Here is a 26385-nt window from a genome sequence, read left to right as displayed (position 1 = left end):
CGGTCAGCCCTGCGCCGTGATGTGTTCAGCGAGGGTTTCCATGCACGAGTCCAGCCGCTGCTGGCAGCCGATGTCGGCTTCGGCCTGGGCGGTCAGCACACGGCACTCGCCAAGCGCGAGCTTCTCGTCCGGCACCAGGCGCCAGGCGGTGGCACGCTCCGGCGCCAGCTCGCGGATGCGCGCGCACTCTTCCGGGTTGAGCTGGATACGCACGTCTTCCTGATCACCCGGCATGGCATTCAGTGCTTCCTCGGCGAGGGTCAGCAACTGGGTCGGATGCAGGGTCAGCTCGCAGCGGATCACTTGGCGCGCGACCTTCTGCACCAGCTCCAGCAATTCCTCGCGACGCGCCTGTTCGTACTCCTGACGAAAGCCTTCGAACGCCTCGATCAAGCGGTCCAATGGTTGACCCGCCTCGTCGAAAGCACGACGGCCCTGCAGACGGCCCTCTTCCAGGCCCAGCGCCTTGCCATCCTCGACCCCGCGCTGGAAGCCTTCACGGTGCCCAGCCTCGCGGCCCTGCTCCAGCCCTTCGCGGTAGCCCTTGTCAATGCCTTCCTGAAAGCCATCGGCCACCGCGCGTTGCAGCGCGGCCGGGTCACCGGCCAAATCAGCCGCAGTCTGCGCCGGAGTCTTCACCCGCGGCGGAAAGCGGAACGGCCGCCAACTGCGGTCGGCACCCTTGATCACCTTGACCGTCATCTCATTCCACCGTCTGTTCGCGGAACAGCTGGACCTGCAGTTCGCCGTCGGCCGACATCTCGCGCACTACGCCCATGATGTCCTTGCGCACCTGCTCGACACGGCTCAACGGCACCGGGCCCTGGCGTCGGTTGATCGACTCCATCTGCTGCGCCTGACGCTTGGGCATGGCGGCCTGAACGGCCTTGACCAGCTCCGGCTCGGCGCCCTTGAGGGCAACCACCCACTCGTCCAGCGGGATGACTTCCAGCAGAGTCTGCAGGACGTCCTGGTTCTGCCGCGAGAGGATGAAGAAGTCGTACATTTCATCCTCGATCTTGCCGACCAGCTCCTCGTTGTGGGCGCGTAGCAGCTCGAACATCTGGTCGCGATTGCCCTTGAAGCGGTTCATGATGTCCGCCGCCTGCTTGACGCCGCGCACCTGCGAACCCTGAGTGCTGAGCACCTTGAGGCTGCGGTCGATCAGTTGCTCCAACTCGGCGATTACATCGCTGTTGACTTCCGAGAGGTTGGCGATGCGATACAGCAGCTCGTCCTGGCGCTCGGCCGGCATGCACTCGAGTACCTCGGTCGCCATGCCCGGCGGCAGGAAAGCAAGGAACACCGCCTGCATCTGCGCGTGCTCCTTGGCGATCAGCGCAGCGAACTGCTTGGGATCGAGCCACTCCATCTTGGCCATCTTGGCGCGGATTTCCTCACCGTAGATGGAGTCCAGCAGCGAGCGGGTGATGTCGCCGCCCAGCGCCTTGCCGAGCATCCCGGACAGATACGAACGCGAAGCGCCCTTGATGCTGCTCTGCTCCTTGTAGTCGTCGAAGAAGCGGCTGATCACATCCGAGACCATCGGCTGCTTGACGTTGGACAGCCGTGCCATCGCCTGACTGATGCTGATGATTTCCTCACGGGAGAAGTTGCGCAGGATCCCCGCGGAAATCTCGTCACCCATGCTCAGCATGAGGATTGCCGCCTGGTCCAGTGAGCTGACCGAGCGCAACTGCAACGGCCGCGGCTTGATCTCCCGGGACGACGCCTTGCTGTCTTCAGCCGGCTGGGTTGAGGTCTCTTTCATTGCGCCCTATCCAATGCTTGATGACTTCCGATACACGCTCGGGATCGTTCTTGGCGAGCATCTGCAGATGCTCGATCTGTAGCTCCAGGCCCGACCCCGGCGCCGGAAGGCGGATTTCCGATAGCGGGTTGAGCTCGCCGAAGATGTGCGCGCCACCGGCCTCACGAGGGCTGGCCAGCGCCGGGCGGGCATCTCCTTCGAGGGCAGCAGACGCCCCAGGCTCGACCAGACTGCCCTCCAGCCCTTCTGCCTGAGGCAGGGCCTGAACGTCGCGCTGGGTGAGATTGCGCACCGCTGGGCGCACCACGATGAGCAGCAGCAACAGGGCGATCAGCCCTGCCAGCGCAATCTTGGCCAGCGCGTGCACCTGAGTGTTTTCCCACCAGGGCAATGGCTCGTCGATCCGTTCGACAGCGGCGAATGGCAGCACGCTGAGGGTCAGCAGATCACCGCGCTCCTGTTTGAAGCCCACGGCACTACGCACCATGGCCTCCATCTCGGCGCGGGCCTGGTCGGTCCATCCGCCCTCTGGTGCAGCCGCCGAATTGAGCACTACCGCCACGCTCTGCTGGCGCAATGCGAAGCCGGCGTGCTTGACGTGCACCACGCTCTGGTCGTAATCCATTTGGCGAGTCGACTCTTCACGCAGCGACGTAGCACCCTTGGTTTCGCCTCTGCCGGCCGCGGGCTCCTCGCCTTCCTTCGGCGGCGCCACGGGACGGTTGGCCAGCGACCCGGGAATTCCCAGAGCAAGCTGATCGAGCGCGCTCTCGTTGCGCAACACCTCGCTGCGCAGCCGCGGCGTCTCGCCATAGGACTGAAAGGTTTCTTCCTTCTGGCTGAAGTCGATATCGGCGGCGACGCTGATGCGGTAGTTGCCCAAGCCCAGCACGGGCGCAAGTACCTGCTCGATGTTGCCCACCGCCTTCTGCTGATAATCCTCCACCGCCTGCCAGTTCTGCGCGGGCCCGCCGCCAACGTTGAGCCCGCGCGAAAGCAGCGCGCCGTATTGGTCGACCACGCCGACATCCTCGGGCTTGAGGTTCGGCACGCTGTTGGCGACCAGATTGATGATGGCCCCAACCTGATCGTGGGTGAGCGCGTAGCCCGGCTCCAGCTGCAGCATCACCGACGCCTTGCTCGGCGCACGCTTACTGACCACGAAGGAACTGTTCTCCTCCTGCGCCAGATGCACCCGCGCATGCTGCACGCCCTTGAGTGCCATGACCGTGCGCGCCAGCTCGCCTTCCAGGCTGCGCTTGAGGCGCACGTCCTGAACGAATTGGCTAGTGCCCAGCGGCTCTTCCTTGTCGAACAGCTCGTAGCCGGCCGGTTGTGCCACCTTCACGCCCTTGGCGTTGAGCAGCAGGCGCGCCTGTGCCAGCTGGTCCTCGCGGACCAGTATCTGCCCGCTCTGCGGATGGATGCGGTACTGCAGTGCCTCACCGTCGAGCACCTGCATCACCTCGGCCGCCGGGAAAGATTCCCCAGCTCCGTGCAGCGGGCGGAACGAGCCATTGTCGCGCCATAGATAGAACGCCACGGCCACGGCCAACGCCGCGGCGATCACCGCCATACCGGCCAGCGTCACACGCGGATCGAGTTGCAGCCCACCTGCGGGCAACCTGGATTTGAGTTTCTGCAGCACGTCTTAGCTCTCTGGGCCGATTACAGCGGCATTCGCATGACGTCGTCGAACGCCGTCGTCAGTTTGTTGCGCACCTGCAGCAGGGCGGAGAACGACACGCTGGCCTTCTGGCTGTCGACCATCGCGCCGACCAGATCGTCGCTCTTGCCGCTGTCGACCGCCGCCATCGCCGCGCTGGCCTGATGTTGCTGGGCATCCACTGAGCGCATCGCGGCCTCGAACGAGCTACTGATCGCATTGGTCGCCATGCTCGACGGACGGACCGCCTGTCCCTCGGCGACACCCGCCAGTTGTTGCATGCGGCCCAGCAGATCCTGCTGTACCTGAGTGATGGAACTCATGGCTGTTCTTCCCCGATCATTCAGAAATTCAGTTCGATGCCCTGCTCGCGCATCGCATTGAGGCGGTAGCGCAAGGCGCGTGAGGTCATGCCCAGGCTCGCTGCCGCCTTGGTCTTGTGGCCGTCGAAGCGGCGAATGGTGTCGATCACATGCTGGTACTCGGCCCATTTGCCACTGGCTCGCAGCGCCGCCTTGCCGTTCTCCGGGGCGAGCACCAGCGGCCTCTCGGTTCGTGCCGGTACGGCGGTCGGCGCCGCCAGCCCGAGGTCCTGCGGCTGAATGAACAGCCCGTTGCGCAGCACCAGCGCGCGCTGCACGGTGTTCTCCAGCTCACGGGCATTGCCGGGCCAGTCGTGCTGCAACAGTGCGCGGCAGGCGTCCTCGGTGAGCAGCTCGTCATGGGCTTCCTGCGGCGCGTACTTGCTGATGAAGCGACGGGCCAGCGGCAGCACATCTTCCTTGCGCTCGCGCAGCGGGCTGATGTGCAGCGGCAGCACGTCCAGGCGGAACATCAGGTCGGCACGGAAGCGCCCCTCGGCCACTTCCTGCTGCAGGTCGCGGTTGGTCGCGGCGATGACGCGCACGTTCAGTTCGATCTCGCGCCGCCCACCCAAACGCTCCACACGCTGTTCCTGCAGCACGCGCAGCAGCTTGGCCTGCAGCCCCAGCGGCAACTCGCCGATCTCGTCGAGCAGCAGGGTGCCGCCGTTGGCGAGCTCGAACTTGCCTGGCTGAGCGCTAACGGCGCCGGTAAAGGCGCCTTTCTCGTGGCCGAAGAGAATGGACTCGAGCATCTGCTCGGGGATCGCTGCGCAATTGACTGCAATGAAGGGTGCGTCCGTACCCGCGGAGAAGCGATGGATGTAACGGGCCATCAGCTCCTTGCCAGTACCGGTCTCGCCGGTGATGAGGATCGGCGCGCGGGTCATCGAAACGCGCTGAGCCATGGCCAGCAACCGACGACCAGCCTGGGAGCAGGATACGAAGCTCTCCTGCGCCGTATCAGCGCAAGCTTGTCGACGCAGCAACGCGCCAAGCTGGGTTTCACTGAACGGCGATAGCAGATAGTCGACGCATCCAAGCTCCAGCAGCGTCGCCGCCCTTTCCTGGTCGGCGTACTCGACGACCGGAACGACACTGATATTGGGCGCTCGTCGCGTCAGCGCTTCTATCTGCGCATATAAGGAGCGTGCCGGCAAACTACCGACAACCACAAACATCAGGGAAAACTGGTCGTTCTTGGATCTACCAAGTGCATCCAGAGCATCGTAGCGACTAACTTTGCAGCCCTGCCGGCGCAACCCGGCCTGGAGAAAGTCGCAAGCGGCCTCCTGCGCACTCCCAAGGATTGCAACCTTCTTCGCCGGCAATTCATCGAATAGCTCGTCGCATGCGTAGTTCATTGCCTGACCGATACTTTTCAATGTGACCCACCTTGCCTTCCTGGCACCGCTGCAATTACTCGAATTGCGGCCCAACGGAATGCGAAAGAAAAAATCTGTTTAATTTTTCGGAACTGTTTGCCGTCTTTTTGGCTTCTGACTCGCAATCGACCCAGCGCACTTTCGTCGGCACTCCGAACAAGTGCGCGCACGCTATCAGGACGCTGCCTCAATCACCCAATCAGTTCTGCTTAATTGAAATCAATGGACGCCTGACGAGCTCAAAAAAGCTCATTTGATATCTCTTGATTTAACCCCTCACGCGCCCAGGCCTAGGATGGCGGCACGCTAGAGCCGTGCCCGGAAAACACCCGTGCCAGCCAGCCAACGCTCTGCATAAATGGCCAGCGGCATCGCCGCCGTGTTCACCGACTCCAGGAAATACAGTTCACAACATGACTGGCAACTCAAAAGTCCACCATGGCGTGCCCGCCCAAAGCCTGACTGTATTGAAACCGCAGAAGCTGGGACGGCATCACCACAAGATTCCTCAATACATTAAGGAAACGACCAACAAGAACCCGCGCCTGATCGGCGATTACTTCCTGCGCAACTATCGAATCAACCTCGAACTGAACCGGATCGATGTTCAGGAAGAGCGCAGCGACGAGCCGGACTGCATATACCGGTCGGCCATGGGGAAAGTTGGATTTTCGATTGACCGGGCACTACTGACTGAAGCACTCGAGTGTTATTACGGCGGCACCGTCCTGGCAAGTCAGGACACACCGCCGATCAGCACGTCAGAACAGCGAATGCGCAACCGTCTGGGCATGGACATCACTGACATATTTGCCCGCTCGATATTGTCCGGCGAGACATTCGGCAAACTCGACAGTTATCGAAATGACTACGAGGAAACCAGCTGGGAATATGTGGCCGAGTACGAGTACATCAGCCATATCACCGGTAGCCGCTCCTCGATCTACATCTATCTGGATACCGATCTGGTCGACGAACTGACCAGCCGCTTGGCCGGGCCACCACCGGCGCGCATGCCGGGAAACCCCATCGATCACATCAAGCACTTGCCTGTACACCTCGATTGCGTGGTGGCGTCGGCACAGATGCCGCTGGCCCAGGTACTCGCTCTACAGCTCGACGACATCCTGATGCTGCGCCCGCTGGACCGCTACGAAGTGCGCATCAACCAACAGAAGCTCTATCGCGGCACCATCTTCGAAGAGGACGGGGCCCTGTTCCTTACTTCACTTGAAAGCGTGAACACCCAATGAACGGCCATCTTTCCGATAACGAATTCGAAAACCTCATCAACGAAGGCGACCTCAGCCTGGATGCCGTCGACGCCCCCGCGCTCGAAGCCCCTGCCGCAGCGCCTGCGCCGCGCCAGGACCTGAGCTTCTTCGGCAAGATCCCGGTGAACGTCACCCTCGAGGTTGCCTCCGCGGAAATCTCCCTCAAGGAGCTGATGGAGTGCGATACCAGCAGCGTGATCGTGCTCGACAAGCTGGCCGGCGAACCGCTGGACGTGAAGGTCAACGGTACCCTGTTCGCCAAGGCCGAGGTGGTGGTGATGAACGGCAACTACGGCCTGCGTATCGTCGAACTGTCCGGCACCAGCCTGGACGCCTTCGCCTCATGAACCTGCGTCGCGGCCTGAGCCTGCTCGGCCTGCTGCTGATCGGCCTGATGCCCCTGGCAGCCCAGGCCGCCGGCGGCGAAATCACCCTGTTCAACCTGAACGATACCGAGAACGGCCAGGAATTCTCGGTGAAGCTGCAGATCCTCATCATCATGACCCTGCTCGGCTTCCTGCCGGCGATGCTGATGATGATGACCTGCTTCACCCGCTTCATCATCGTACTGGCCATCCTGCGCCAGGCCATCGGCCTGCAGCAGAGTCCGCCGAACCAGGTGCTAATCGGCATCGCCCTGATCGTCACCCTGCTGGTGATGCGCCCGGTCTGGCAGGACATCCACAGCCAGGCCTACGAGCCGTTCCAGAACGACGAGATCACCCTCGAACAGGCGCTGGACTCGGCCAAGGGCAGCCTGGCCGGTTTCATGCTGGCACAGACCAACAAGAACTCCCTGGAAACCATGGTGGCGCTGGCCGGCGAAGAGCTGCCGGAGAACCTCGACGACCTGGACTTCTCGCTATTGCTGCCGGCGTTCGTGCTGAGCGAGCTGAAGACTGCATTTCAGCTGGGCTTCATGATCTTCGTGCCGTTTCTGGTGATCGACCTGGTGGTGGCCAGCGTGCTGATGGCGATGGGCATGATGATGCTCTCGCCGATGATGATTTCGTTGCCGTTCAAGTTGATGGTGTTCGTGCTGGTTGACGGCTGGGCGCTGTTGATGGGGACGTTGACCACCAGTATTCAGCCGTTTTAGGTGATGGGGATGAAGGCGTTGGCCGTGCGGTGGGGCTTGGAGAATGGGGAGGCAGGGCGCGTTTGTGAGAGCGACCTTGGCCGCGAAGCTGCTGGGCTTGGGCTCCCTAGGCCAGGGCCTATTGGCGGAGTCGACCGACGCATTGGTTTCGCCCTGCTGGGCGAGTCCCTTTTGGCAGTTGCCCCAAAAGGAACCAAAAGGTCTTGCCCCTACATCCGGGTCTCGCTGCGCTCGACTTCCCTCATTCCATCCCCGCTCCGGGGGCCGGCGTACAAGGGCCATCCATGGCCCTTTACGCCTCTTGCGGCATCCATGCCGCTCGCTCCCCTCCGCGCGGATTCCATTCGGCCTCCTGAAAGGGGCTTTTCGCGTCGCCTGGCAGTTCGTGCAATGGAAAAGCAGCTTTGCCCGCAGGCGGACGCCGTAGGGTGGAAAACTGCGAAGCATTTTCCACCGCAAGCGACACAGCGATTGGTCTCGAACGTTGCGCGCAAAAATCGGTGGGTAAGCTACGCGTTACCCACCCTACGATCCCTTGAAGCCCGCACATACACTTCGCTGCACGGCCTTTCAGGCGCGACCGAGTCGCCCCTTTCAGGAGGCCGAGCGCAGGTGGCGTGGAAGGGGTTGAGCGGCATGGATGCCGCGAGAGCCGCGATGGGCCAGGGATGGCCCTTCGCGGCGGGCCCCTGGAGCGTCACCGGAGCGAGGGAACCCCGGCGCAGCCGGGGCCGGATGGAGGGGCAAGCGTTTTTGCTTACTTTTTTCGCGACTGAAAAAAGTGAGTCGCCCAGCAGGGCGAAACCACTGCCTCAGCCAACTACAACAAAGAGCCATTACACCCGAAGCCAAAGCCACTACCAGCTCGCCGCGACCTGTAGCGGCTGTATCGCCGCCCAGGTGCTCCCATGCTGACCCCCGACACCGCCGTCCATATCGTTTCCAACGCCATTCACGTGATCGTCCTGGTGGTCTGCGTGCTGATCGTGCCGAGCCTGCTCGGCGGCCTCCTGATCAGCATTTTCCAGGCCGCCACGCAGATCAACGAACAGATGCTGAGCTTCCTCCCACGTCTGTTGATCACCCTCGGCATGCTGGTGTTCGCCGGGCACTGGATCCTGCGTACGCTGAGCGACCTGTTCATCGAAACCTTCCAGCAGGCGGGTCGCCTGGTCGGCTGAATCATGCCCAACGATCCCCTGATGCACGCCGGCCAATACCTGCAATCGCTGCTCGCCTACTGGTGGCCGTTCTGCCGGATCATGGCCGTGCTCAGTCTGGCGCCGATGTTCAGTCACAAGGCGATCAGCGTGCGTGTGCGCATCCTCCTGGCGCTGGCGCTGACCCTGGTGCTGGGCGCGGCCTTGCCGACACCGCCGACGCTCGACCCGCTGTCGCTGGCAGGCATGCTGGCCGCCATCGAGCAGATCGCCATGGGCCTGCTGCTGGGCCTGGCGCTGTTGCTGGTGTTCACCGTGTTCACCCTGATCGGTGACGTGGTCTCGACCCAGCTCGGGCTGTCCATGGCGGTGTTCAACGACCCCATGAACGGCGTGTCCTCAGCGTCGATCATCTACCAGCTGTATTTCATCCTGCTGGCACTGCTGTTCTTCGCCATCGACGGGCATCTGGTCACGGTGAGCATCATCTACCAGAGCTTCGTCTACTGGCCGATCGGCAGCGGGCTGTTCTACGACGGTCTGCAGACCATCGCCTGGTCGATGGCCTGGGTGATTTCGGCGGCCCTGCTGATCGCCCTGCCGATCGTCTTCTGCATGACCCTGGTGCAGTTCTGCTTCGGCCTGCTCAACCGCATCTCGCCGGCGATGAACCTGTTCTCCCTGGGCTTTCCCATGGCGATCCTCGCCGGCTTGTCGCTGATCTACCTGACCCTGCCGAACCTCGCCGAGGCCTACCTGCACCTGACCCGCGACCTGCTGGACAAGATCGGCGTTCTGCTCAGGAGCGGCGGCCATGTCTGAGCAGAACAGCAGTCAGGAAAAGACCGAAGAGGCCTCCGAGCAGAAACTCAAGAAGAGTCGCGACGACGGCCAGGTCACCCGCTCCAAGGATGTCGCCACCACCGTTTCGCTGCTCGCCACGCTGTTGCTGCTCAAGCTCAGCGCTGGGGTGTTTCTCGACGGCATGCAGCAGAGCTTCAGCTACTCCTATATCAACTTCCAGCAGAGCGAGATCGGCATCGATGACGTGCAGGTGATTCTGCTGCACAACCTGCTGGTGTTCGTCAGCGTGCTGCTGCCGCTGCTGCTGACGCCGATCCTGGTCATCGCCTTCGCCCTGGTACCGGGCGGCTGGGTGTTCTCGGCAAAGAATTTCGCGCCGAAGTTCAGCAAGCTCAACCCCATCACAGGACTGGGACGGATGGTCGGCGCCCAGAACTGGAGCGAGCTGGCCAAATCGCTGCTGAAGATCGCCGCCCTGCTCAGCATCGCCGCCTGGCAGCTTTACTACGCGGCGCCGAGGCTGATTGCACTGCAGCGCACCGATATCTTCAACGCCATCGGCGGTGCCTTCTCGCTGACCTTCGACCTGGCGATTTCGTTGCTGCTGGTGTTCGTGCTGTTCTCCTTCATCGACATCCCGCTGCAGCGTTTCTTCTTCCTGAAAAAAATGCGCATGACCAAGCAGGAGCGCAAGGAAGAGCACAAGAACCAGGAAGGCCGCCCTGAGGTGAAGGCACGCATCAAGCAACTGCAGCGCGCACTGGCACAACGGCAGATCACCAAGGTGATCAAGGATGCCGACGTGGTGATCGTCAACCCGACCCACTATGCCGTGGCGCTCAAGTACGACCCGAAGAAGGCCGAAACGCCGTTCGTGATCGCCCGTGGCGTTGATGAGATGGCGCTGTACATCCGCAAGATGGCCCAGGCCAATCAGCGCGAGGTGATCGAGCTGCCGCCGTTGGCCCGCGCGATCTACTACAGCACCCAGGTCAATCAGCAGATCCCGGCGCCGCTCTACACCGCCGTGGCTCACGTGCTGACTTACATCCTCCAGCTCAAGGCCTGGAAACAGGGCCGCCGGGAAAGCAAGCCGGCGCTGGCCAGCAACATCCACATCCCCGAAGAACTGTTCAACCGAGCGCGCTCATGAGCCTGATTCAGAAACTCACGCCCACATTCCGCAGTGGCCGGATCGGCATTCCGCTGATCATCCTGTCGATTCTGGCGATGATCATCCTGCCGCTGCCGCCGCAGCTGCTGGATATCCTGTTCACCTTCAACATCGCCATGGCAGTGCTGGTGTTGCTGGTCAGCGTGTCGTCGAAGAGCCCGCTGGATTTCTCGCTGTTCCCCACGGTGATCCTGGTCACCACGCTGATGCGCCTGACCTTGAACGTCGCTTCGACCCGCGTGGTGCTGCTCGAAGGCCACTCGGGTACGGGCGCCGCGGGCAAGGTGATCGAGGCCTTCGGCGAGGTGGTGATCGGCGGCAACTTCATCGTCGGCCTGGTGGTGTTCGTGATCCTGATGATCATCAACTTCATCGTCATCACCAAGGGCGGCGAGCGCATCTCGGAAGTCACCGCGCGCTTCACCCTGGACGCCCTGCCGGGCAAGCAGATGGCCATCGACGCCGACCTCAACGCCGGCCTGCTGACCCAGGAAGATGCCAAGGCGCGGCGCCAGGAAGTGGCCAAGGAAGCCGACTTCTACGGTGCGATGGACGGGGCTTCAAAGTTCGTCCGTGGCGATGCCATTGCCGGCATTCTGATCCTGCTGATCAACCTCTTCGGCGGTTTCGCCATCGGTGTATTCGTCCACGACCTGGCTGCCGGCGAAGCCTTCAAGCAATACGCGCTGCTCACCATCGGTGACGGCCTGGTTGCGCAGATTCCGGCGCTGCTCCTGTCCACCGCTGCGGCGATCATCGTTACCCGCATCAACGAATCCAGCGACATCACCAGCCAGGTCCAGCGCCAGCTGCTGGCCAACCCCGCCTCGCTGTACACCGTCGCCGGCATCCTCTTCGTGCTCGGCATGGTGCCGGGCATGCCGCACCTGGCGTTCCTCGGCTTCGCCGCGCTGATCGGCTTCATCGCTTGGCGCGTCTCGCTGCACGAGCCGCCGGCCGCCGGCGCCGATCTCAAGGAGATTCAGCAGCTCGGCCAGGCAATGGACAAGGAGCGGGCGCAATCGCTGGCCTGGGAAGACATTCCGTTGGTCGAGCGGTTGTCGGTATCGCTCGGCTACAAGCTGGTCGGGCTGGTCAACGAAGCGTCCGGTGCGCCGCTGCCGGCGCGGGTACGCGGCGTGCGCCAGACACTGTCCGAGCATCTGGGCTTTCTGCTGCCGGAAGTGCAGATCCGCGACAGCCTCAGGCTCAAGGCCTCGCAGTACGACATCTACATCAACGGCGAGAAGATCGACGGTGCCGAACTGCATGCCGACCGGCTGATGGCGATCCCGTCGGCTGAGCTGTATGGCGAAATCGACGGCATCCTCGGCACCGATCCAGCCTACCGTATGCAGGTGGTGTGGATTCAGCCGACGGACAAGTCCCGCGCGCTGAACCTCGGCTATCAGGTAATCGACTGCGCCAGCGTTATCGCCACGCACCTGAACAAGGTGATCCGCGAGCATCTGCCCGATCTGTTCAAGCACGACGACGTCGAGCACCTGATGCAGCGTCTGACCCTGCAAGCCCCAAAACTCGCCGAAAGCCTCAAGAACGCACTGAGCTACACCCAGCAGATGCGCGTGTACCGCCAACTGCTGCTGGAGGAAGTGCCGCTGCGCGATATCGAAACCATCGCCAGTACCCTCCTCGAATGCAGCGAGACCACCAAGGACCCCGTGCTACTGGCCGCCGACGTGCGTTATGCGCTGCGTCGCAGCATCGTATCGATGATTGCCGGAGATCGTCGCGAGCTGGCGGTGTTCGTGCTGGAAAACGCGCTGGAGAACACCCTGCTCAATGCGCTCGCCATCGCCCAGCAAGCCGGCCAGGTAAGCCTGGACAATATCCCGGTGGAGCCGAGCCTGCTCAACCAGCTGCAGAACAGCATGCCGGTGGTGAAGGAAAAACTGCGCAAGGATGGCCATCCACCGATCCTGACCGTGATGCCCCAGCTGCGCCCCTTGCTGTCGCGCTACGCACGGGTCTTCAGCCCGGGCCTGCACGTGCTGTCGCAGAACGAGATTCCCGACCGCGTCGGTGTGAACATCCTCGGTACGCTGGGTTAAGCAACGGCGTCGCCGCAGGGAGAGTCAGTAGATCCTGCGGCGGCGCGGCAGCTGATTGGCCACCATGGCAGCGAAGTCCGCCGACGGCCGATCCAGGGCGAAGCCCATTTCAAAGCTGTCTCTGCGTGAATCCTTGCGCGACCACTGGCAGATCACCACAGCCTCGATCTGTCGCACCCGCTCACCCTGCTCCGGCATGTGTAGCACCATCTCGTAGCACCCGCCTACAGCCAGCGGCTGGCTGGAAACCAGGCGCAGCCCGCCCAGCGATAAATCGACGACATAGCCCATGGGCTCGCCATTCAAGCGATTGGTGACCTGAATGCTGCTTATGTGGCGAAAGCTGAAGCGTCTGTGCTGGCGCATGTCCGTTGCTCGGGCAAATGGATCGTCTCCGCCGCAGCACGGAAGGCTGCGGCCGCGGAAGCTGGCAGGTGTAAAGCCAGCAGGCGACCTAAACCGCAGCAAAGTTAAGTCCGAACATCATCCGCACAGCATCGACTGCATCAGCGTAGAGCGGATCGCCCTCGCCTTATTGTGACGAACCATCCGAGCGAGACGAGTCGTCGCTCACCTCCTCGGTAACCGCTGGCGGCACGTTATAGGCACCGCCCGGTACATCGGTTTCGTCACCGCCGGCCACCTCGCCCTGAGTAGAGGTGGTTTCCGGGTCCTGCTCATGTGCGTCGCCGGTCTGATCGATGGACTCGACGCTTTCGCGACCCTGTTCATTCTGGTTCATCAGCTGCTCCTCGATTGCGCGCCACGACGCTCTGCACGATGCGGAGCGTCTTTCGATTAGGAAGAGCAACGCCTATGGAAGTTGCAGCGCAACGGCGGCTTTCTGGACCAATGGCCGCTCAGCGGTGCAGCTGAACTATTCCAAGCGCGCAGCAGCCAAAAGTTAACTAGAACTGCCACAGATCATAATTATGCAACTCTCTTCTCGCAGCCTGCCGTTCACGCCAGCCGCCACCCCGGAGACGGTTCAGCCATCACGAGCCCTTTATTTCGCGCTGTTCCGCGAGGCCGATGAGCAATCGCGCGATGCAGCTGCCGATTACCTGCGAGGGCAAATTGAGGCTGCGGCCGCGCTGCCCTGTGATCTGCCCGAAAATCCGGCCGATCTGGAAGCCTGGGTCATGCAGCGCACCGAGGAAGTCGGACGCCATTACCAGACCTACCTGGACCAGCGTCGGGCCGGTGCTGCACGCCGCTATTTCTCCAACAAGGCCCATGCCCTGCATTTCCTGCGGGGCGTGGCACCGACCAAACTGGTCGATGGGGCGTGGCTGTATGGCTTGCTACAGCGTTGGGACGATGCCCGCTTCACCGCGCTGATCCAGACCTATCTGGAAGAGCTCGGCGAAGGGTTGCCGGAAAAGAACCATGTGGTGCTCTACCGCAAATTGCTAGCCAGTCAGGGCTGCGACGACTGGCAGGATCTCGACGACGACCATTTCATCCAAGGCGCCATCCAGCTGGCCCTGGCCGAGCACGCCGAGCAGTTCCTGCCTGAAGTGATCGGCTTCAATCTGGGTTACGAACAGCTGCCCCTGCATCTGCTGATCAGTTCCTACGAGCTGGCCGAGCTGGGTATCGACCCCTACTACTTCACCCTGCACGTCACCGTGGACAACGCCGACAACGGCCATGCGAAAAAGGCCGTTCAAGGCGTGCTGGACGCCTTGCCGCTCGTCGGCGACAGCGCGGATTTCTATCGTCGGGTGCGTGATGGCTACCGGCTCAATGACCTTGGCGCCAGCACCGTCTCGGTGATCGGCGACTTCGATCTGTCTCGCGAGGTGCAGCGCATTTTCGAGAAGAAGGCCGCGGTCGGCCAGTTCGTGCACTCCGACTACTGCCGTTTCGAAGGTCGCACGGTCAACCAGTGGCTGGCTGACGACGTCGAGGAGTTTCTCGCGGTGCTGGACAAGCGCGGCTGGATCAAGCGTGGCCACGATCCGCAGGAAAGCCGCTTCTGGCAGCTGATTACCGGTGAACAGGCGCCGATGTTCGGCGTCTTCAGCGCCTACGAGCAGCAGACCATCCACGACTGGATTGCCGGCGACTGGCAGGCCGACGGCAAGCGCAGCCCACGCGGCGCGCTTCTGCAGCGGCAGGCGCTTTTCAACGCTCGCCGCGCGCCACAAGGCGCTACCGGCCCGCAGTCGACGGAACTCGCCCCTGGCAACGATTTCGATGAAGAACTGCAACTGCTCGAGCAGCAGGTCGCGCGCCTTCCCGATCGTGCCGCGCGCATGCGCCTGCTGCTGCCGCTAATTGCCCCCCAGCGACACCACAGCGCTGCCGGCCTGTTGGCTACGCGCTTGTTCAGCGGTCTGTTCAACTGACGGCACAATCAAGGAAAGCAATGATGACCATGGAAACCGCGCAGGACCGCGCCCTGCTGCATCTGGGCCAAGCCCTGCGAGATCGCGGCTATCACTTCATCACCCCCACGCCGTTGACCCATGAACGGGTCAATCAGCGCCCGGAAAATGCCCTTGCCGATGATCTGCCAGGAGTGTTCGGCTGGAGCCGGCCTTTTCAGCACGAGCTTTTGCCACCGCCGCTGTTCAGCCTGATGGACCAAGCCGATGTACTGGAGCCCTATGGCTCACGCTGGAGATCTGGGGTACGCCTGTCCAGCCTCGACGGCCAGCTGTTCCTGCATTCGGCATTTCCCACCGAAGCTAGCGATGCAGTGTTCTTCGGCCCGGACACCTACCGCTTCGCCAGCGCCATCAGCAACCATCTTAATCAGCATGCCGGCGAAATCCGGCGCGTGGTGGACATCGGCTGTGGCTCGGGTGCAGGTGCGATTCTCACGGCCCTGGCGCGGCCAAGCGCCGAAGTGCTGGCGGTGGACATCAACCCCGAGGCGCTGCGCCTGACCCGCATCAATGCGGCACTGGCTGGCGCAGACAACCTGCGCACCGAGCACAGTGATCTATTGAGCGCCGCCGAGGGAGAATTCGATCTGGTCCTGGCCAATCCTCCGTATCTGGTGGATGCCGACCAGCGCGCCTACCGCCACGGTGGCGGACCACTCGGCGCCGGCCTGTCGCTGGCGATTCTGGATGCTGCGCTCGGCCACCTGGCCCCAGGCGGCACGCTGCTGCTGTATACCGGGGTCGCCATGATCGACAACCAGGACCCCTTCCTCACGGAAGTACGCCAGCGCCTGGAACGTACCGACCTGCAGTGGAGCTATCGTGAAGTCGACCCGGACGTGTTTGGCGAGGAGCTGCTTGGTGGCGCCTATGTCAAATGTGATCGCATCGCCGCGGTGGTGCTGGAAGTGACGCGGGCGGCGAGCTGAACGTTCCCGCGTGGAAAACGCTTCGCGGTTTTCCACCCTACGATCGGCCAGGCGTAGGGTGGATAACGCCGCAGGCTTATCCACGCGCAAGTGAGTGCGCATATTAGACCGGCAACAGCACCAGAATGAGCGACAGGGTGATCAGCGAGCCCAGCGTCGACAGCAGCACCACCCGTGAGACCCGCGAACCTTCCCGACCGTAGAACTCGGCAAGCATGTAGGGGCCGGTCCCGGTGGGTAGGGCGCTGAGCAGCAGTGCTGAATAGCCCCACAGGGTTGGCAGCTCGAACACCTGAAAAGCCAGATACCAGGTGATCAGCGGCTGCACCACCAGCTTCAGCCCCACCAGCGGCCACACGCCCTGCACCCTGCCTCCCGGCTGTGGCTGGGCCAGAAACAGCCCCAGCGAGACCAGCGCGCAGGGCGCCGCGGCCGCACCCAGCAGCTTGAGCAACGTTGCCAGCGGCACCGGCAGTTGCAGACCGCTCGCTCCCCAGAGCGCACCGAGCATGGGCGCGATCACCAGCGGATTGCGCACCAGCGCAATGCTTACCTTGCCCAGCGTGCGCAACACGTTCTGCCCGGCATGGATGCCGCTCTCGACGCAGGCCAGGGCGATGGCGAACAGCACGCAGACCACCACGATGGAGGCGACCATCGCCGGCTGCAATGCCTCATCGCCGAGCACCAGCATGCACAGCGGAATCCCGACATAGCCGGTATTGGCATAGGACGCGCCCAACGCATCCAGGCTGGCATCGACCAGCGGCTGCTTCTGCAGCATGCGATAGCCAAGGGTGAAGGCAAACACCCCGAGGCAGCCGATGGCGAACACGGCGATGAAGCCGGGCTGCCAGAGCTGTTCCCAGGTAGAGGTAGCAATGACGCTGAACAGCAGCGCCGGCAGGCCCAGCCAGACGACGAAACGGTTGAGTTCGGAGGCGCCGGTCGGCCCCATCCGCCCGCTACGGCGGCACAGGTAACCGAGCAGGATCAGCGCAAAGACGGGCAGGACGACATTGACGACTGAAGACATGGACTCTCATCTGCAAGCTGGTGGCGCGGCACGGAGCCTGCGACCAAAACGGCCGGCCACCATAGCAAATGCGACGGATTGCCGCGCTCGGGCCAACCAGGCAGCGCCCGGTCGACCCCGAGCTTCAGCTCAGTGAACCGACGGCGAATAGCCGTTGGGCTCGGCTCGTGCGGCGGCGAACTCAGCCTCGACACTGCCTCGGATTTGCGCAGTGCCGCCTGGGAAACCGCTGCGGTCGCTGTAGTCCCACTCGACCACCGGCACCCGCTCGGCATCCAGTGCCTTGGCGCAGCTCAGGTCCAGCGCGGTAATGCCGGCCACCGCGCCGGCAGCGATCGCCGCATTGGCCGGCTCGTTGCCATGCTCGATACTCCAGCCGAGACCGGCCAGGTCCAGCGCATCGCCGCCGATGCGGCCGTAGATCCAGGGCTTGGGATCATCCGCCAGAAGAATGCCGACGCCGGTGGCGATCTCGCGCAGTCCGCAGGCTCGGACCAATCCTTCGCTGCCGGACATGCCGATAAAGCGCGCGACCTGCCGTGGTGCCACCAGCTGGGCGACGCCCAGACCGATGCTGAACCAGCCCAGCCCCCGTGCCAGCGTGCGGGCGGATTGGTTGGGCCGGGTGACTTGACGTGGAATGCTCATAAAGGCTCCTCGCTCGATAACGTAGCTCGGCCGATCCCTACTTTAGGGATCGGCGATCTGCAGGCTTCAGGGTTTCAGAACGACCTTGATGCAGCCGTCATGCTTGTCGCGGAAGGTCTTGTACATCTCCGGACCCTGCTCGAGGCTGACGCTGTGGGTGATGACGAATGAAGGGTCGATCTCACCTTCCTGGATGCGCCTGAGCAGATCATCGGTCCAGCGATTGACGTGGGTCTGGCCCATGCGGAAGGTCAGCCCCTTGTTCATCGCCGCGCCGAACGGGATCTTGTCGATCAGCCCGCCGTAGACGCCGGGAATCGAGATGATGCCGGCCGGGCGGCAGACGTAGATCATCTCGCGCAACACGTGCGGGCGGTCGCTCTCGAGCATCAGCGCCTGCTTGGCGCGGTCGTACATGGAGTCGATCGAACGCGCGGCGTGCGCCTCCATGCCCACCGAGTCGATGCACTTCTCCGGCCCCTTGCCGCGGGTCAGCTCCTTGAGCCGCTCGAGCACGCTTTCTTCATCGAAGTTGATGGTGATGGCGCCGCCGGCGCGGGCCATCGACAGCCGCTCGGGCACGTTGTCGATACAGATGACCTGCTCGGCGCCCATCATCACCGCGCTGCGGATGGCGAACTGGCCGACCGGGCCGGCACCCCATATCGCCACCGTGTCGGTGGGCTGGATGTCGCACTGCGCCGCAGCCTGCCAGCCGGTAGGCAGAATGTCACCCAGGAACAGCACCTGTTCGTCGGTCAGCCCCTCGGGAATCACCACCGGCCCGACATCGGCATAGGGCACCCGCACGTACTCGGCCTGGCCACCGGCATAGCCGCCGGTGAGGTGGGTGTAGCCATAGAGCCCGGCGGTGGTGTGGCCAAAGACCTTGTCGGCGATGTCCTTGTTGCGGTTGGTGCGCTCGCACACCGAGAAATTTCCGCGCCGGCACTGGTCACACTCGCCACAAACGATGGTGAAGGGCACCACCACGCGGTCGCCGACCTTGAGCTTCTTGTTCGCCGAGCCTACCTCCATCACCTCGCCCATGAACTCGTGGCCCATGATGTCGCCGTGCTGCATGCCCGGCATGAAGCCGTCGTAGAGGTGCAGGTCAGAGCCGCATATGGCGCAGGACGACACCTTGATGATGGCGTCGCGCGGGTCTTCGATGGAGGGATCGGGAACGTGGTTGTCGCAGCGGATATCGTGCTTGCCGTGCCAGCGAAGGGCTCTCATGGACAATCTCCTGGTCGGGTTTCGGAAACGCCGTCTCGGTGATTCTCCCTTTGCTGCCTCGCTGTAGCTCTCCTGTGGCCGGTGCGGCGTGCTGTCAGGGATTTAGTAAGCAGCGCCGCACCAGAGTTGCCCGTTTACCGACGGGCTGCATGCCAGCTGCGCCCACGCCGATGGCAAAGATCTAGTGCCGATTGCGACCCAGCGCGGCGTAGCCGTCACGATAGCTGGGAAACCTGGGTTTCCAGCCCAGTGCACGGACACGAGCATTGCTGCAGCGCTTGCTGCCGGCGCGACGGGTCATGCTTTGCTCGGCCCATTGAGTGACACCCAGCAGTTCGCGCAGCCAGTCGACTACCTCGTGTAGCGGTGCCGGATCGTCATCCACACCGAGATAGCAATCATCCAGCTCAGCACCACCGGCGTCGGCCTGCAGCAGGAACGCCAGCAGCCCCGCGGCATCGTCGCGATGGATGCGATTGCTGTATTGCGGTGGTTCACGCTCGACACGCAGACCGGCGCGCACCTGATTCTGCAGCCAGGGCCGCGATGGGTCGTACAGGCCGCCCATACGTACGCAGGTGGCCGGCACGCCACAGCCAAGGGCGAGTTGTTCGGCCTCGAGCATCACCTTTCCGGTGAAGCCACCAGGTTCAGTGGGCGAGGCTTCGTCGATCCATTCGCCGTCGCGCTGGGCGTAGACACCGGTGCTTGAGACGAACAGCAGCCGCCGGGGCTGCTGGCCGCGCTGCTGCAACCAGCCGAGCACATTGCGCAGGCCCTCTACATAGGCCTGTCGATAGCCGGGCTCATCATGCTCGGTGGCGGATGCGGCATAAACCAGATAGTCCAGACCGCCGTTGGGCCAACTGCGCGGACAAGTCGGATCGGCGAGATCACCCTTGACTGGCAGAATCGGCACCGCCAGCTCGGCGGCATTGCGCCGCAGGCCGTACACCGTCCAGCCCTCCCGGCTCAGTTGCAGGCCGAGACGACTGCCAAGGTCGCCGCAGCCTGCGATCAATACGCTAAGGCGCTTGCCCATGTTCTGCTCCCTCAGTTGTACCCGCCGCGCGGGCCGTATGAAACGAAGTGTACCGACTTTCGAAGCCGGGCCGGCTGGTTGGTTCTAAGCTGCGCAAAAGGCTATGCTTGCAGGCACCTTGATGGATACTGACTATGACTCTGACCGAACTGCGCTATATCGTCACGCTTGCCCAGGAACAGCACTTCGGCCGCGCGGCTGAACGCTGCCACGTCAGTCAGCCGACCCTCTCGGTTGGCGTGAAGAAGCTCGAGGACGAGCTCGGCGTATTGATCTTCGAGCGGACCAAGAGTGCAGTGCGCCTGACACCGGTCGGCGAAGGCATCGTCACACAGGCGCAAAAGGTGCTGGAGCAGGCGCAGAGCATTCGCGAGCTGGCCCAGGTGGGCAAGAATCAGCTCGCCGCGCCACTCAAGGTTGGTGCCATCTATACCGTCGGCCCATATATGTTCCCGCACTTGATTCCGCAGCTGCATCGCGTGGCGCCGGACATGCCGCTGTACATCGAAGAAAACTTCACCCACATCCTGCGCGACAAGCTGCGCACCGGCGAGCTGGATGCGATCATCGTTGCGCTGCCATTCCAGGAAGCGGATGTGCTGACCAAGCCGCTCTACGACGAGCCGTTCTACGTGCTGATGCCGGCCGACCATCCATGGACCGCCAAGCAAACCATCGACGCCGAGATGCTCAACGACAAGAGCCTGCTGCTGCTGGGCGAAGGCCACTGTTTCCGCGATCAGGTGCTCGAAGCCTGCCCGACCACGCGCAAAGGCGAGGCGCCGAGCCACACCACGGTCGAATCCAGCTCGCTGGAAACCATCCGCCACATGGTCGCCTCGGGCCTGGGTGTATCGATCCTGCCGCTTTCGGCGGTGGAGAGCCACCACTACTCCCCCGGCGTGCTGGAGATTCGCCCGCTGACGCCGCCGGTACCGTTCCGCACCGTGGCGATCGCCTGGCGCGCCAGCTTTCCGCGGCCCAAGGCCATTGAAATCCTCGCCGACTCGATCCGTCTGTGTTCGGTAGGCAAGCCGCCGTCGGCGAAAGCCTGAGACCATGAGCGAACTGGCGACCACTCCGGTCACCGCGCTCAAGGGCGTCGGCGCCGCATTGGCCGAGAAGCTCGCCAGGGTCGGCCTGGAAACCCTGCAGGACGTACTCTTCCACCTCCCGCTGCGCTACCAGGACCGCACCCGTGTGGTGCCCATCGGTGCACTGCGGCCGGGGCAGGACGCGGTGATCGAAGGCATCGTATCCGGCGCCGATATCGTCATGGGGCGGCGGCGCAGTCTGCTGGTGCGCCTGCAGGATGGCAGCGGCACGCTCAGCCTACGCTTCTACCACTTCAGCCAGGCCCAAAAGGAAGCCATGAAGCGCGGCACTCAGCTGCGCTGCTATGGGGAGGCACGTCCCGGGGCCTCGGGACTGGAGATCTACCACCCCGAATACCGCGCGCTGACCGGCGAACCAGCGCCCGTTGAGCAGACGCTGACGCCGATCTACCCGACCACCGAAGGCCTGACCCAGCAGCGCCTGCGCAATCTCAGCGAGCAGGCACTGAGCCGTCTCGGCCCGCACAGTCTGCCGGACTGGTTGCCCGCGGAACTGGCCCGTGATTATCACCTCGGCCCGCTGGATCAGGCGTTGCGTTACCTGCACCGGCCACCGGCCGACGCCAATCTGGAAGAACTCGCTGAAGGCCGGCACTGGGCGCAGCACCGCCTGGCGTTCGAGGAATTGCTGACCCATCAGCTGTCGCTGCAGCGCCTGCGCGAACGGGTTCGGGCCCAACAGGCCCCGGCGCTACCGCCGGCACAGCGACTTCCGAAGCAATTTCTGGCCAATCTCGGCTTCGCCCCCACCGGGGCTCAGCAGCGCGTCGGCGCCGAGATCGCCTACGACCTGGCTCAGGACGAGCCCATGCTGCGGCTGGTGCAGGGTGACGTCGGCGCTGGCAAGACAGTCGTCGCCGCCCTCGCCGCATTGCAGGCGCTCGAAGCCGGCTACCAGGTAGCACTGATGGCGCCGACCGAGATCCTCGCCGAACAGCACTTCATCAACTTCACCAAGTGGCTCGAACCGCTCGATATCAAGGTTGCCTGGCTGGCCGGCAAGCTCAAGGGCAAGACCCGCGCCAGCGCGCTGGAACAGATAGCCGGCGGCTGCCCGATGGTAGTCGGCACCCACGCACTGTTTCAGGACGAGGTGGTGTTCAAGCGCCTGGCGCTGGTGATCATCGATGAGCAGCACCGCTTCGGCGTGCAGCAGCGCCTGGCCCTGCGTCAGAAGGGCATCGACGGGCGACTCTGCCCGCACCAGCTGATCATGACCGCCACGCCGATCCCTCGGACCCTGGCGATGAGCGCCTACGCCGATCTCGATACCTCGATCCTGGACGAGCTGCCGCCGGGCCGCACGCCGGTAAACACCCTGGTAATCGCCGATAGCCGCCGCCTCGAAGTGATTGAACGGGTACGCATCGCCTGCAACGAGGGGCGCCAGGCGTATTGGGTATGCACCCTGATCGAGGAATCCGAGGAGCTCACCTGCCAGGCCGCGGAAACCACCTTCGAGGACCTTTCGGCGGCGCTTGTCGGGCTGCGCGTCGGGCTGATCCATGGGCGCATGAAGCCGCTCGAGAAAGCCGCAGTGATGGATCAGTTCAAGCGCGGCGAACTGCAGTTACTGGTCGCCACCACCGTCATCGAGGTGGGCGTCGATGTGCCCAACGCCAGTCTGATGATCATCGAGAACCCAGAGCGTCTGGGTCTCGCCCAGCTGCACCAGCTACGCGGAAGGGTCGGCCGCGGCAGTGCGGCAAGTCACTGCGTGCTGCTGTACCATCCGCCACTGTCGCAATTGGGTCGCGAACGGCTGGCGATCATGCGCGAAACCTGCGACGGCTTCCTGATTGCCGAGAAGGATCTGGAGCTACGTGGCCCCGGCGAAATGCTCGGCACACGCCAGACCGGCCTCCTGCAATTTAAGGTCGCAGACCTGATGCGCGATGCCGAACTGCTGCCGGCCGTGCGTGATGCCGCGCAGGAGTTGCTGGCGCGCTGGCCGCAACACGTCAGCCCGCTGCTTGAGCGTTGGCTGCGTCATGGCCAGGAATACGGCCAGGTATGACAACCATTCGTCGCCACAACGTCCACGCCTGACGCCTTCGCTATACTCGGGCAGGTCATTACAACGGGTCCGCATATGAATTCTGCTGTCGACACCGAAAGCTGCTCCGAACTGCCTCTGCTAATCACCAAGTTGTTGAAAGACCTCGGTGTGAGCTACCAGATCCAGCGCGATCGGCCCAACTTCCCCGCCGCCCAGCGGGTTCAGGCAGTGCTGTTGGACGACAGCATCGGTGCCATGCTGCTGCTATTCCCCCAGGACCATCTGCTCGACCTCGCGCGCTTGGCCGAACTCACCGGCCGCGAGCTGGCTGCGGTGAAGCCGGAGCGACTGGCACGAATGCTCGGCAAGCATCAGCTGAGCCGTCTGCCCGGCCTGCCGCCGTTGACCAGTTCACCCTGCCTGTACGAAGAGCGTCTGCTGCAACAACCGCGATTGCTGGTCGAGTCCGGCCAACCCGGGTTGCTGGTAGAGGTAAGCAGTGGCGACTTCAAGCGCATGCTGAGCAAGGCCACGGCCGGTAGCTTCGCAGTACCGCTGAGCAGCATCCAGCCGAACCTGGACCGTCCGGATGACGACCGCAAGGAGATCAGCCTAGCGGTGCAGAGCTTCACGGCACGACGCATCCAGAAGCGCCTGGAAGAAACCATCGAAATACCGCCACTGCCGCACACGGCGCAGAAGATCATCAAGCTGCGGGTCAATCCCGACGCAACCGTCGACGACATCACCGGTGTGGTGGAAACCGATCCTGCCCTGGCGGCGCAGGTAATCAGCTGGGCAGCTTCACCCTATTACGCTGCGCCAGGACGCATTCGCTCGGTAGAAGACGCCATCGTTCGCGTGCTGGGCTTCGATCTTGTCATCAACCTTGCGCTGGGTCTCGCGCTGGGCAAGACGCTGAGTTTGCCCAATGACAAGCCGCAGGACGCGACACCTTATTGGCAGCAGGCAATCTACACCGCCGCCGTGATCGAAGGGCTGACCCGTGCCATTCCCCGAGAGCAGCGCCCGGAGCCCGGCCTTAGCTACCTCGCCGGGCTGCTGCACAGCTTCGGCTATCTGGTGCTGGCCCACGTCTTCCCGCCGCATTTCTCGCTCATCTGTCGGCATTTGGAAGCCAATCCGCATCTTTCGCACAGCCATGTCGAGCAGCACCTGCTGGGCATCACCCGTGAGCAGATCGGCGCGTGGCTGATGCGCCTGTGGGGAATGCCGGAAGAACTCGCCGCCGCCCTGCGCTTTCAGAGCGATCCGAGCTACGCAGGCGAGCACTCCGCTTACCCGAACTTGGTCTGTCTGGCCGTGCGCCTGTTGCGCAGCCGTGGCATCGGCGGCGAGCCGGTCATTGATGTGCCGCAGCAACTGTTCGATCGACTCGGTATCACCCGAGAAAAAGCCGATGATGCGATCTCCAAGGTGCTTGCCGCCGAGGCCGCATTGCGTGCATTGGCGATGCAATTCAACCAGCCACACTGATAGCCACGCCGCCGGGTCTGCGCTGGAGAGCGCCGACCCGACGGCGGAAACGCTCCGAGGTGCCATTAACCTCCGGCACGGAAGCTCACTCGCGCATTCACCAGACCTTCACCGGCGCGCTCCAGGCTGACGTCGGCGACGCTTACGCCCTGCCCCTGCAGCGTATCGAACCAACGCAGCAGCAGTGCGTAAGAGGCGCCGGGCAGGCTCACCTGCAAACTGCCGTCGCTGCCATTGTCGAAGCTCTCGATCAGCAGATTGCCCTGCTGCGCACTCTCGGTGATCACCCCCTGCAGTTGCTCCGGCGCCAGCTCGACCTGATTGCTGCGTTCCATCTGCCGCGCCAGCTCAGTGTTCTGCTCCATGTAGGCATACAGCTCGCGCTGCGCCTGATAGTACTCACGCGCATCGGCTGCCTGGCGCTGCGCCGGCAGCCACAGCCAGATATAGAACAGCACCGCGATCAGGAAGGCGCCGAGTAGGCTCAGCAAGGCGCGTTCACGGGGCGCCAGGCGTTGCCAGCGCTGCCAAAGCGGAGAGTCGGCAAGGCGCACGGCCAGTTGTTGCTTGAGATTCATCATCAGCCTCCAATGACCACGCGGGCGCTGACACCGTCACCTTCGCGACTGGCCGAACCCAACTGCACGTTCTGGCCGGCTTCACCCAGCCGACGACGCAGCGTTTCCAAGGTCGCGAAATCCATTGCCTGTACCTGCAGCGCCAAGTCGCCGCGATCCTGGTTGTAATCAAGCTGGCCGATGGTTACCGGAATGCCGTCCTCCAGCGCTGCGGCAGCATGGTCGAGCAGGCGCAGAAAGCCGGCCTGTCCGCCTCGGCCCTGAGCCAGATGATCGTCGAACTGCGCTCGCATGTTGACGATGCGGACATCCTCGGGGAACAGCTCGCGATACAGGGCCAGGCTGGCGTCGGCATAGGCATCGCCCTGGCGCTGGAAATACCAGGCCTGGCCCAGGTTGAAACCCAGCTGCACCACAAGGATCAGCCCGACGACCGCAAACAGCGGCTTCCAGTAGCCGAGGCCAGTGTTGCCGACCTCTACGGCGAAATCTCCCTGGGCGAGATTGATCGCGGCCACGCGCTGAGCGACGAGAAAGCCGTAGGGGTCGTCCACTTGTCGGTAGCCGTCCAACGGCACTGGCGGCTCGGTCGTGCTGCCTTGGGCATGCCAGGGCGCCGGGCAAAGGCCGGAAAGCTGCGGCCAATCCTGAGTGGCGAAGGCCAGTCGCGTTTCGCCAACGCCACCGAGCAGGCCACGCTCGCCGATGAACAGCAACTGCGTTGCCTCGCGAGGCAGCAGGTCGGCATCGACGTGGATCGCGACGATCAGCAGGCCCATTTCGCGCAACTGCCCCAGCCAGCCGGCTAACAGCTGGCGGCGGATCGCCACTACCCGCAGACGGCCGTCCGGCAGCGCCTCGCCCAAAGCCAGATGCAGATCGTCAACGTTCTCGGCGAGCAGCTCCTCGGCGGCATAGGCCAGCGCTTGCTGAATCCAGCGCGCCTTGCGCGTTGGCAGAGTAACGGCGAAGAAGCTGCAGACTTCTGCCGGCAGGATCAGGCTGACCGCGCCGCTGCCGCCAGTGCAATCGGCCAGGGGCTGCCAGCGGCCTGGGCCGTCCTTGGGCAGCCAATAGACGCGCATATCGGCAGCAAGGCTGACAGGGCTGTCGGCGGGCAGAAAAAGGCAATCCATGAT

At 63.3% G+C, this 26385-nt stretch carries 25 protein-coding genes; 12 read left to right on the top strand and 13 right to left on the bottom strand.

What is annotated here, in order from left to right:
- Positions 1-3 precede the first annotated feature (3 nt).
- From fliH to CXK91_RS07645, 5 genes are read right to left on the bottom strand one after another with little or no spacing between them, the layout of a single operon-like run.
- Positions 4-702, bottom strand: coding sequence for a flagellar assembly protein FliH (gene fliH, locus CXK91_RS07665; RefSeq protein ID WP_103455589.1), 699 nt, complete (start codon positions 700-702; stop codon positions 4-6).
- A 1-nt stretch (position 703) separates the two neighbouring features.
- Entirely contained in the window at positions 704-1771 is a 1068-nt protein-coding gene (locus CXK91_RS07660) for a FliG C-terminal domain-containing protein (RefSeq protein ID WP_103455588.1), read from the bottom strand.
- On the bottom strand, positions 1743-3419 hold the full coding sequence (gene fliF / locus CXK91_RS07655) for a flagellar basal-body MS-ring/collar protein FliF (protein ID WP_103455587.1): 1677 nt from the start codon (positions 3417-3419) through the stop codon (positions 1743-1745). The genes CXK91_RS07660 and fliF overlap by 29 nt, the downstream gene beginning before the upstream one ends.
- Before the next feature lie 20 nt (positions 3420-3439).
- Positions 3440-3760 (bottom strand): flagellar hook-basal body complex protein FliE, encoded by a 321-nt coding sequence (locus CXK91_RS07650; protein WP_103455586.1) that lies wholly within the window; start codon positions 3758-3760, stop codon positions 3440-3442.
- 20 nt (positions 3761-3780) lie between these two features.
- Positions 3781-5163: a sigma-54-dependent transcriptional regulator gene (locus CXK91_RS07645; RefSeq protein ID WP_103455585.1), complete on the bottom strand. Its 1383-nt coding sequence runs from the start codon at positions 5161-5163 to the stop codon at positions 3781-3783.
- Between the two features lie 434 nt (positions 5164-5597).
- Here CXK91_RS07645 and CXK91_RS07640 point away from each other — a divergent pair, with 434 nt between their 5' ends.
- From CXK91_RS07640 to CXK91_RS07605, 7 genes are all read left to right on the top strand, one after another.
- Complete coding sequence (locus CXK91_RS07640) at positions 5598-6437, top strand: FliM/FliN family flagellar motor C-terminal domain-containing protein (RefSeq protein WP_103455584.1); 840 nt, start codon at positions 5598-5600, stop codon at positions 6435-6437.
- Positions 6434-6805: a flagellar motor switch protein FliN gene (gene fliN / locus CXK91_RS07635; protein WP_103455583.1), complete on the top strand. Its 372-nt coding sequence runs from the start codon at positions 6434-6436 to the stop codon at positions 6803-6805. The genes CXK91_RS07640 and fliN overlap by 4 nt, the downstream gene beginning before the upstream one ends.
- Entirely contained in the window at positions 6802-7557 is a 756-nt protein-coding gene (gene fliP, locus CXK91_RS07630; protein ID WP_058063368.1) for a flagellar type III secretion system pore protein FliP, read from the top strand. Before fliN ends, fliP begins: the two co-directional genes overlap by 4 nt.
- A 908-nt stretch (positions 7558-8465) precedes the next feature.
- Positions 8466-8738: a flagellar biosynthetic protein FliQ gene (locus CXK91_RS07620; protein WP_014595416.1), complete on the top strand. Its 273-nt coding sequence runs from the start codon at positions 8466-8468 to the stop codon at positions 8736-8738.
- A 21-nt stretch (positions 8739-8759) separates the two neighbouring features.
- Positions 8760-9539, top strand: coding sequence for a flagellar biosynthetic protein FliR (gene fliR / locus CXK91_RS07615; protein ID WP_103455581.1), 780 nt, complete (start codon positions 8760-8762; stop codon positions 9537-9539).
- A complete protein-coding gene (gene flhB / locus CXK91_RS07610; RefSeq protein ID WP_103455580.1) occupies positions 9532-10674 on the top strand; it encodes a flagellar type III secretion system protein FlhB in 1143 nt (380 codons plus the stop codon). Before fliR ends, flhB begins: the two co-directional genes overlap by 8 nt.
- Positions 10671-12767: a flagellar biosynthesis protein FlhA gene (locus CXK91_RS07605; RefSeq protein WP_103455579.1), complete on the top strand. Its 2097-nt coding sequence runs from the start codon at positions 10671-10673 to the stop codon at positions 12765-12767. The genes flhB and CXK91_RS07605 overlap by 4 nt, the downstream gene beginning before the upstream one ends.
- A 24-nt stretch (positions 12768-12791) precedes the next feature.
- Here CXK91_RS07605 and CXK91_RS07600 read toward each other — a convergent pair whose 3' ends face one another.
- Positions 12792-13133: a PilZ domain-containing protein gene (locus CXK91_RS07600; RefSeq protein ID WP_103455578.1), complete on the bottom strand. Its 342-nt coding sequence runs from the start codon at positions 13131-13133 to the stop codon at positions 12792-12794.
- 166 nt (positions 13134-13299) lie between these two features.
- Positions 13300-13509, bottom strand: coding sequence for a hypothetical protein (locus CXK91_RS07595; RefSeq protein ID WP_103455577.1), 210 nt, complete (start codon positions 13507-13509; stop codon positions 13300-13302).
- Between the two features lie 190 nt (positions 13510-13699).
- Here CXK91_RS07595 and CXK91_RS07590 point away from each other — a divergent pair, with 190 nt between their 5' ends.
- Entirely contained in the window at positions 13700-15121 is a 1422-nt protein-coding gene (locus tag CXK91_RS07590) for an iron-containing redox enzyme family protein (RefSeq protein ID WP_103455576.1), read from the top strand.
- Positions 15122-15144: 23 nt separating this feature from the next.
- On the top strand, positions 15145-16092 hold the full coding sequence (locus tag CXK91_RS07585) for a methyltransferase (protein WP_103455575.1): 948 nt from the start codon (positions 15145-15147) through the stop codon (positions 16090-16092).
- A gap of 103 nt (positions 16093-16195) precedes the next feature.
- On the opposite strand, the gene CXK91_RS07580 is transcribed toward CXK91_RS07585, so the two are convergent.
- From CXK91_RS07580 to CXK91_RS07565, 4 genes are all read right to left on the bottom strand, one after another.
- On the bottom strand, positions 16196-17128 hold the full coding sequence (locus tag CXK91_RS07580; RefSeq protein ID WP_103455574.1) for an AEC family transporter: 933 nt from the start codon (positions 17126-17128) through the stop codon (positions 16196-16198).
- A gap of 129 nt (positions 17129-17257) precedes the next feature.
- Positions 17258-17776 carry a transcriptional regulator gene (locus CXK91_RS07575; RefSeq protein ID WP_103455573.1) on the bottom strand — a complete coding sequence of 173 codons (519 nt, stop codon included), beginning with the start codon at positions 17774-17776 and terminating at the stop codon, positions 17258-17260.
- A gap of 66 nt (positions 17777-17842) precedes the next feature.
- Positions 17843-19015 carry a zinc-dependent alcohol dehydrogenase gene (locus CXK91_RS07570; protein WP_103455572.1) on the bottom strand — a complete coding sequence of 391 codons (1173 nt, stop codon included), beginning with the start codon at positions 19013-19015 and terminating at the stop codon, positions 17843-17845.
- 181 nt (positions 19016-19196) lie between these two features.
- On the bottom strand, positions 19197-20057 hold the full coding sequence (locus CXK91_RS07565; RefSeq protein ID WP_103455571.1) for an SDR family oxidoreductase: 861 nt from the start codon (positions 20055-20057) through the stop codon (positions 19197-19199).
- Positions 20058-20191: 134 nt separating this feature from the next.
- On the opposite strand from CXK91_RS07565, the gene CXK91_RS07560 reads away from it, so the two are divergent.
- The 3 genes from CXK91_RS07560 (at position 20192) to CXK91_RS07550 (ending at position 24668) form a co-directional block, all read left to right on the top strand.
- Positions 20192-21112, top strand: a complete 921-nt coding sequence (locus CXK91_RS07560) for a hydrogen peroxide-inducible genes activator (RefSeq protein WP_103455570.1) — start codon at positions 20192-20194, stop codon at positions 21110-21112.
- A 4-nt stretch (positions 21113-21116) separates the two neighbouring features.
- Positions 21117-23189, top strand: a complete 2073-nt coding sequence (gene recG / locus CXK91_RS07555) for an ATP-dependent DNA helicase RecG (RefSeq protein ID WP_103455569.1) — start codon at positions 21117-21119, stop codon at positions 23187-23189.
- A 75-nt stretch (positions 23190-23264) separates the two neighbouring features.
- Positions 23265-24668: an aminoacyl-tRNA deacylase and HDOD domain-containing protein gene (locus tag CXK91_RS07550; RefSeq protein WP_103455568.1), complete on the top strand. Its 1404-nt coding sequence runs from the start codon at positions 23265-23267 to the stop codon at positions 24666-24668.
- 65 nt (positions 24669-24733) lie between these two features.
- Here CXK91_RS07550 and CXK91_RS07545 read toward each other — a convergent pair whose 3' ends face one another.
- Entirely contained in the window at positions 24734-25249 is a 516-nt protein-coding gene (locus CXK91_RS07545) for a type II secretion system protein M (RefSeq protein ID WP_103455567.1), read from the bottom strand.
- A complete protein-coding gene (gene gspL, locus CXK91_RS07540; RefSeq protein ID WP_103455566.1) occupies positions 25249-26382 on the bottom strand; it encodes a type II secretion system protein GspL in 1134 nt (377 codons plus the stop codon). Before gspL ends, CXK91_RS07545 begins: the two co-directional genes overlap by 1 nt.
- Positions 26383-26385: the final 3 nt, after the last annotated feature.

The organism is Stutzerimonas stutzeri, from assembly GCF_002909485.1.
Taxonomy (GTDB): Bacteria; Pseudomonadota; Gammaproteobacteria; order Pseudomonadales; family Pseudomonadaceae; genus Stutzerimonas; species Stutzerimonas stutzeri_AH.
This window is presented reverse-complemented; position numbering and strand designations above follow the sequence as displayed.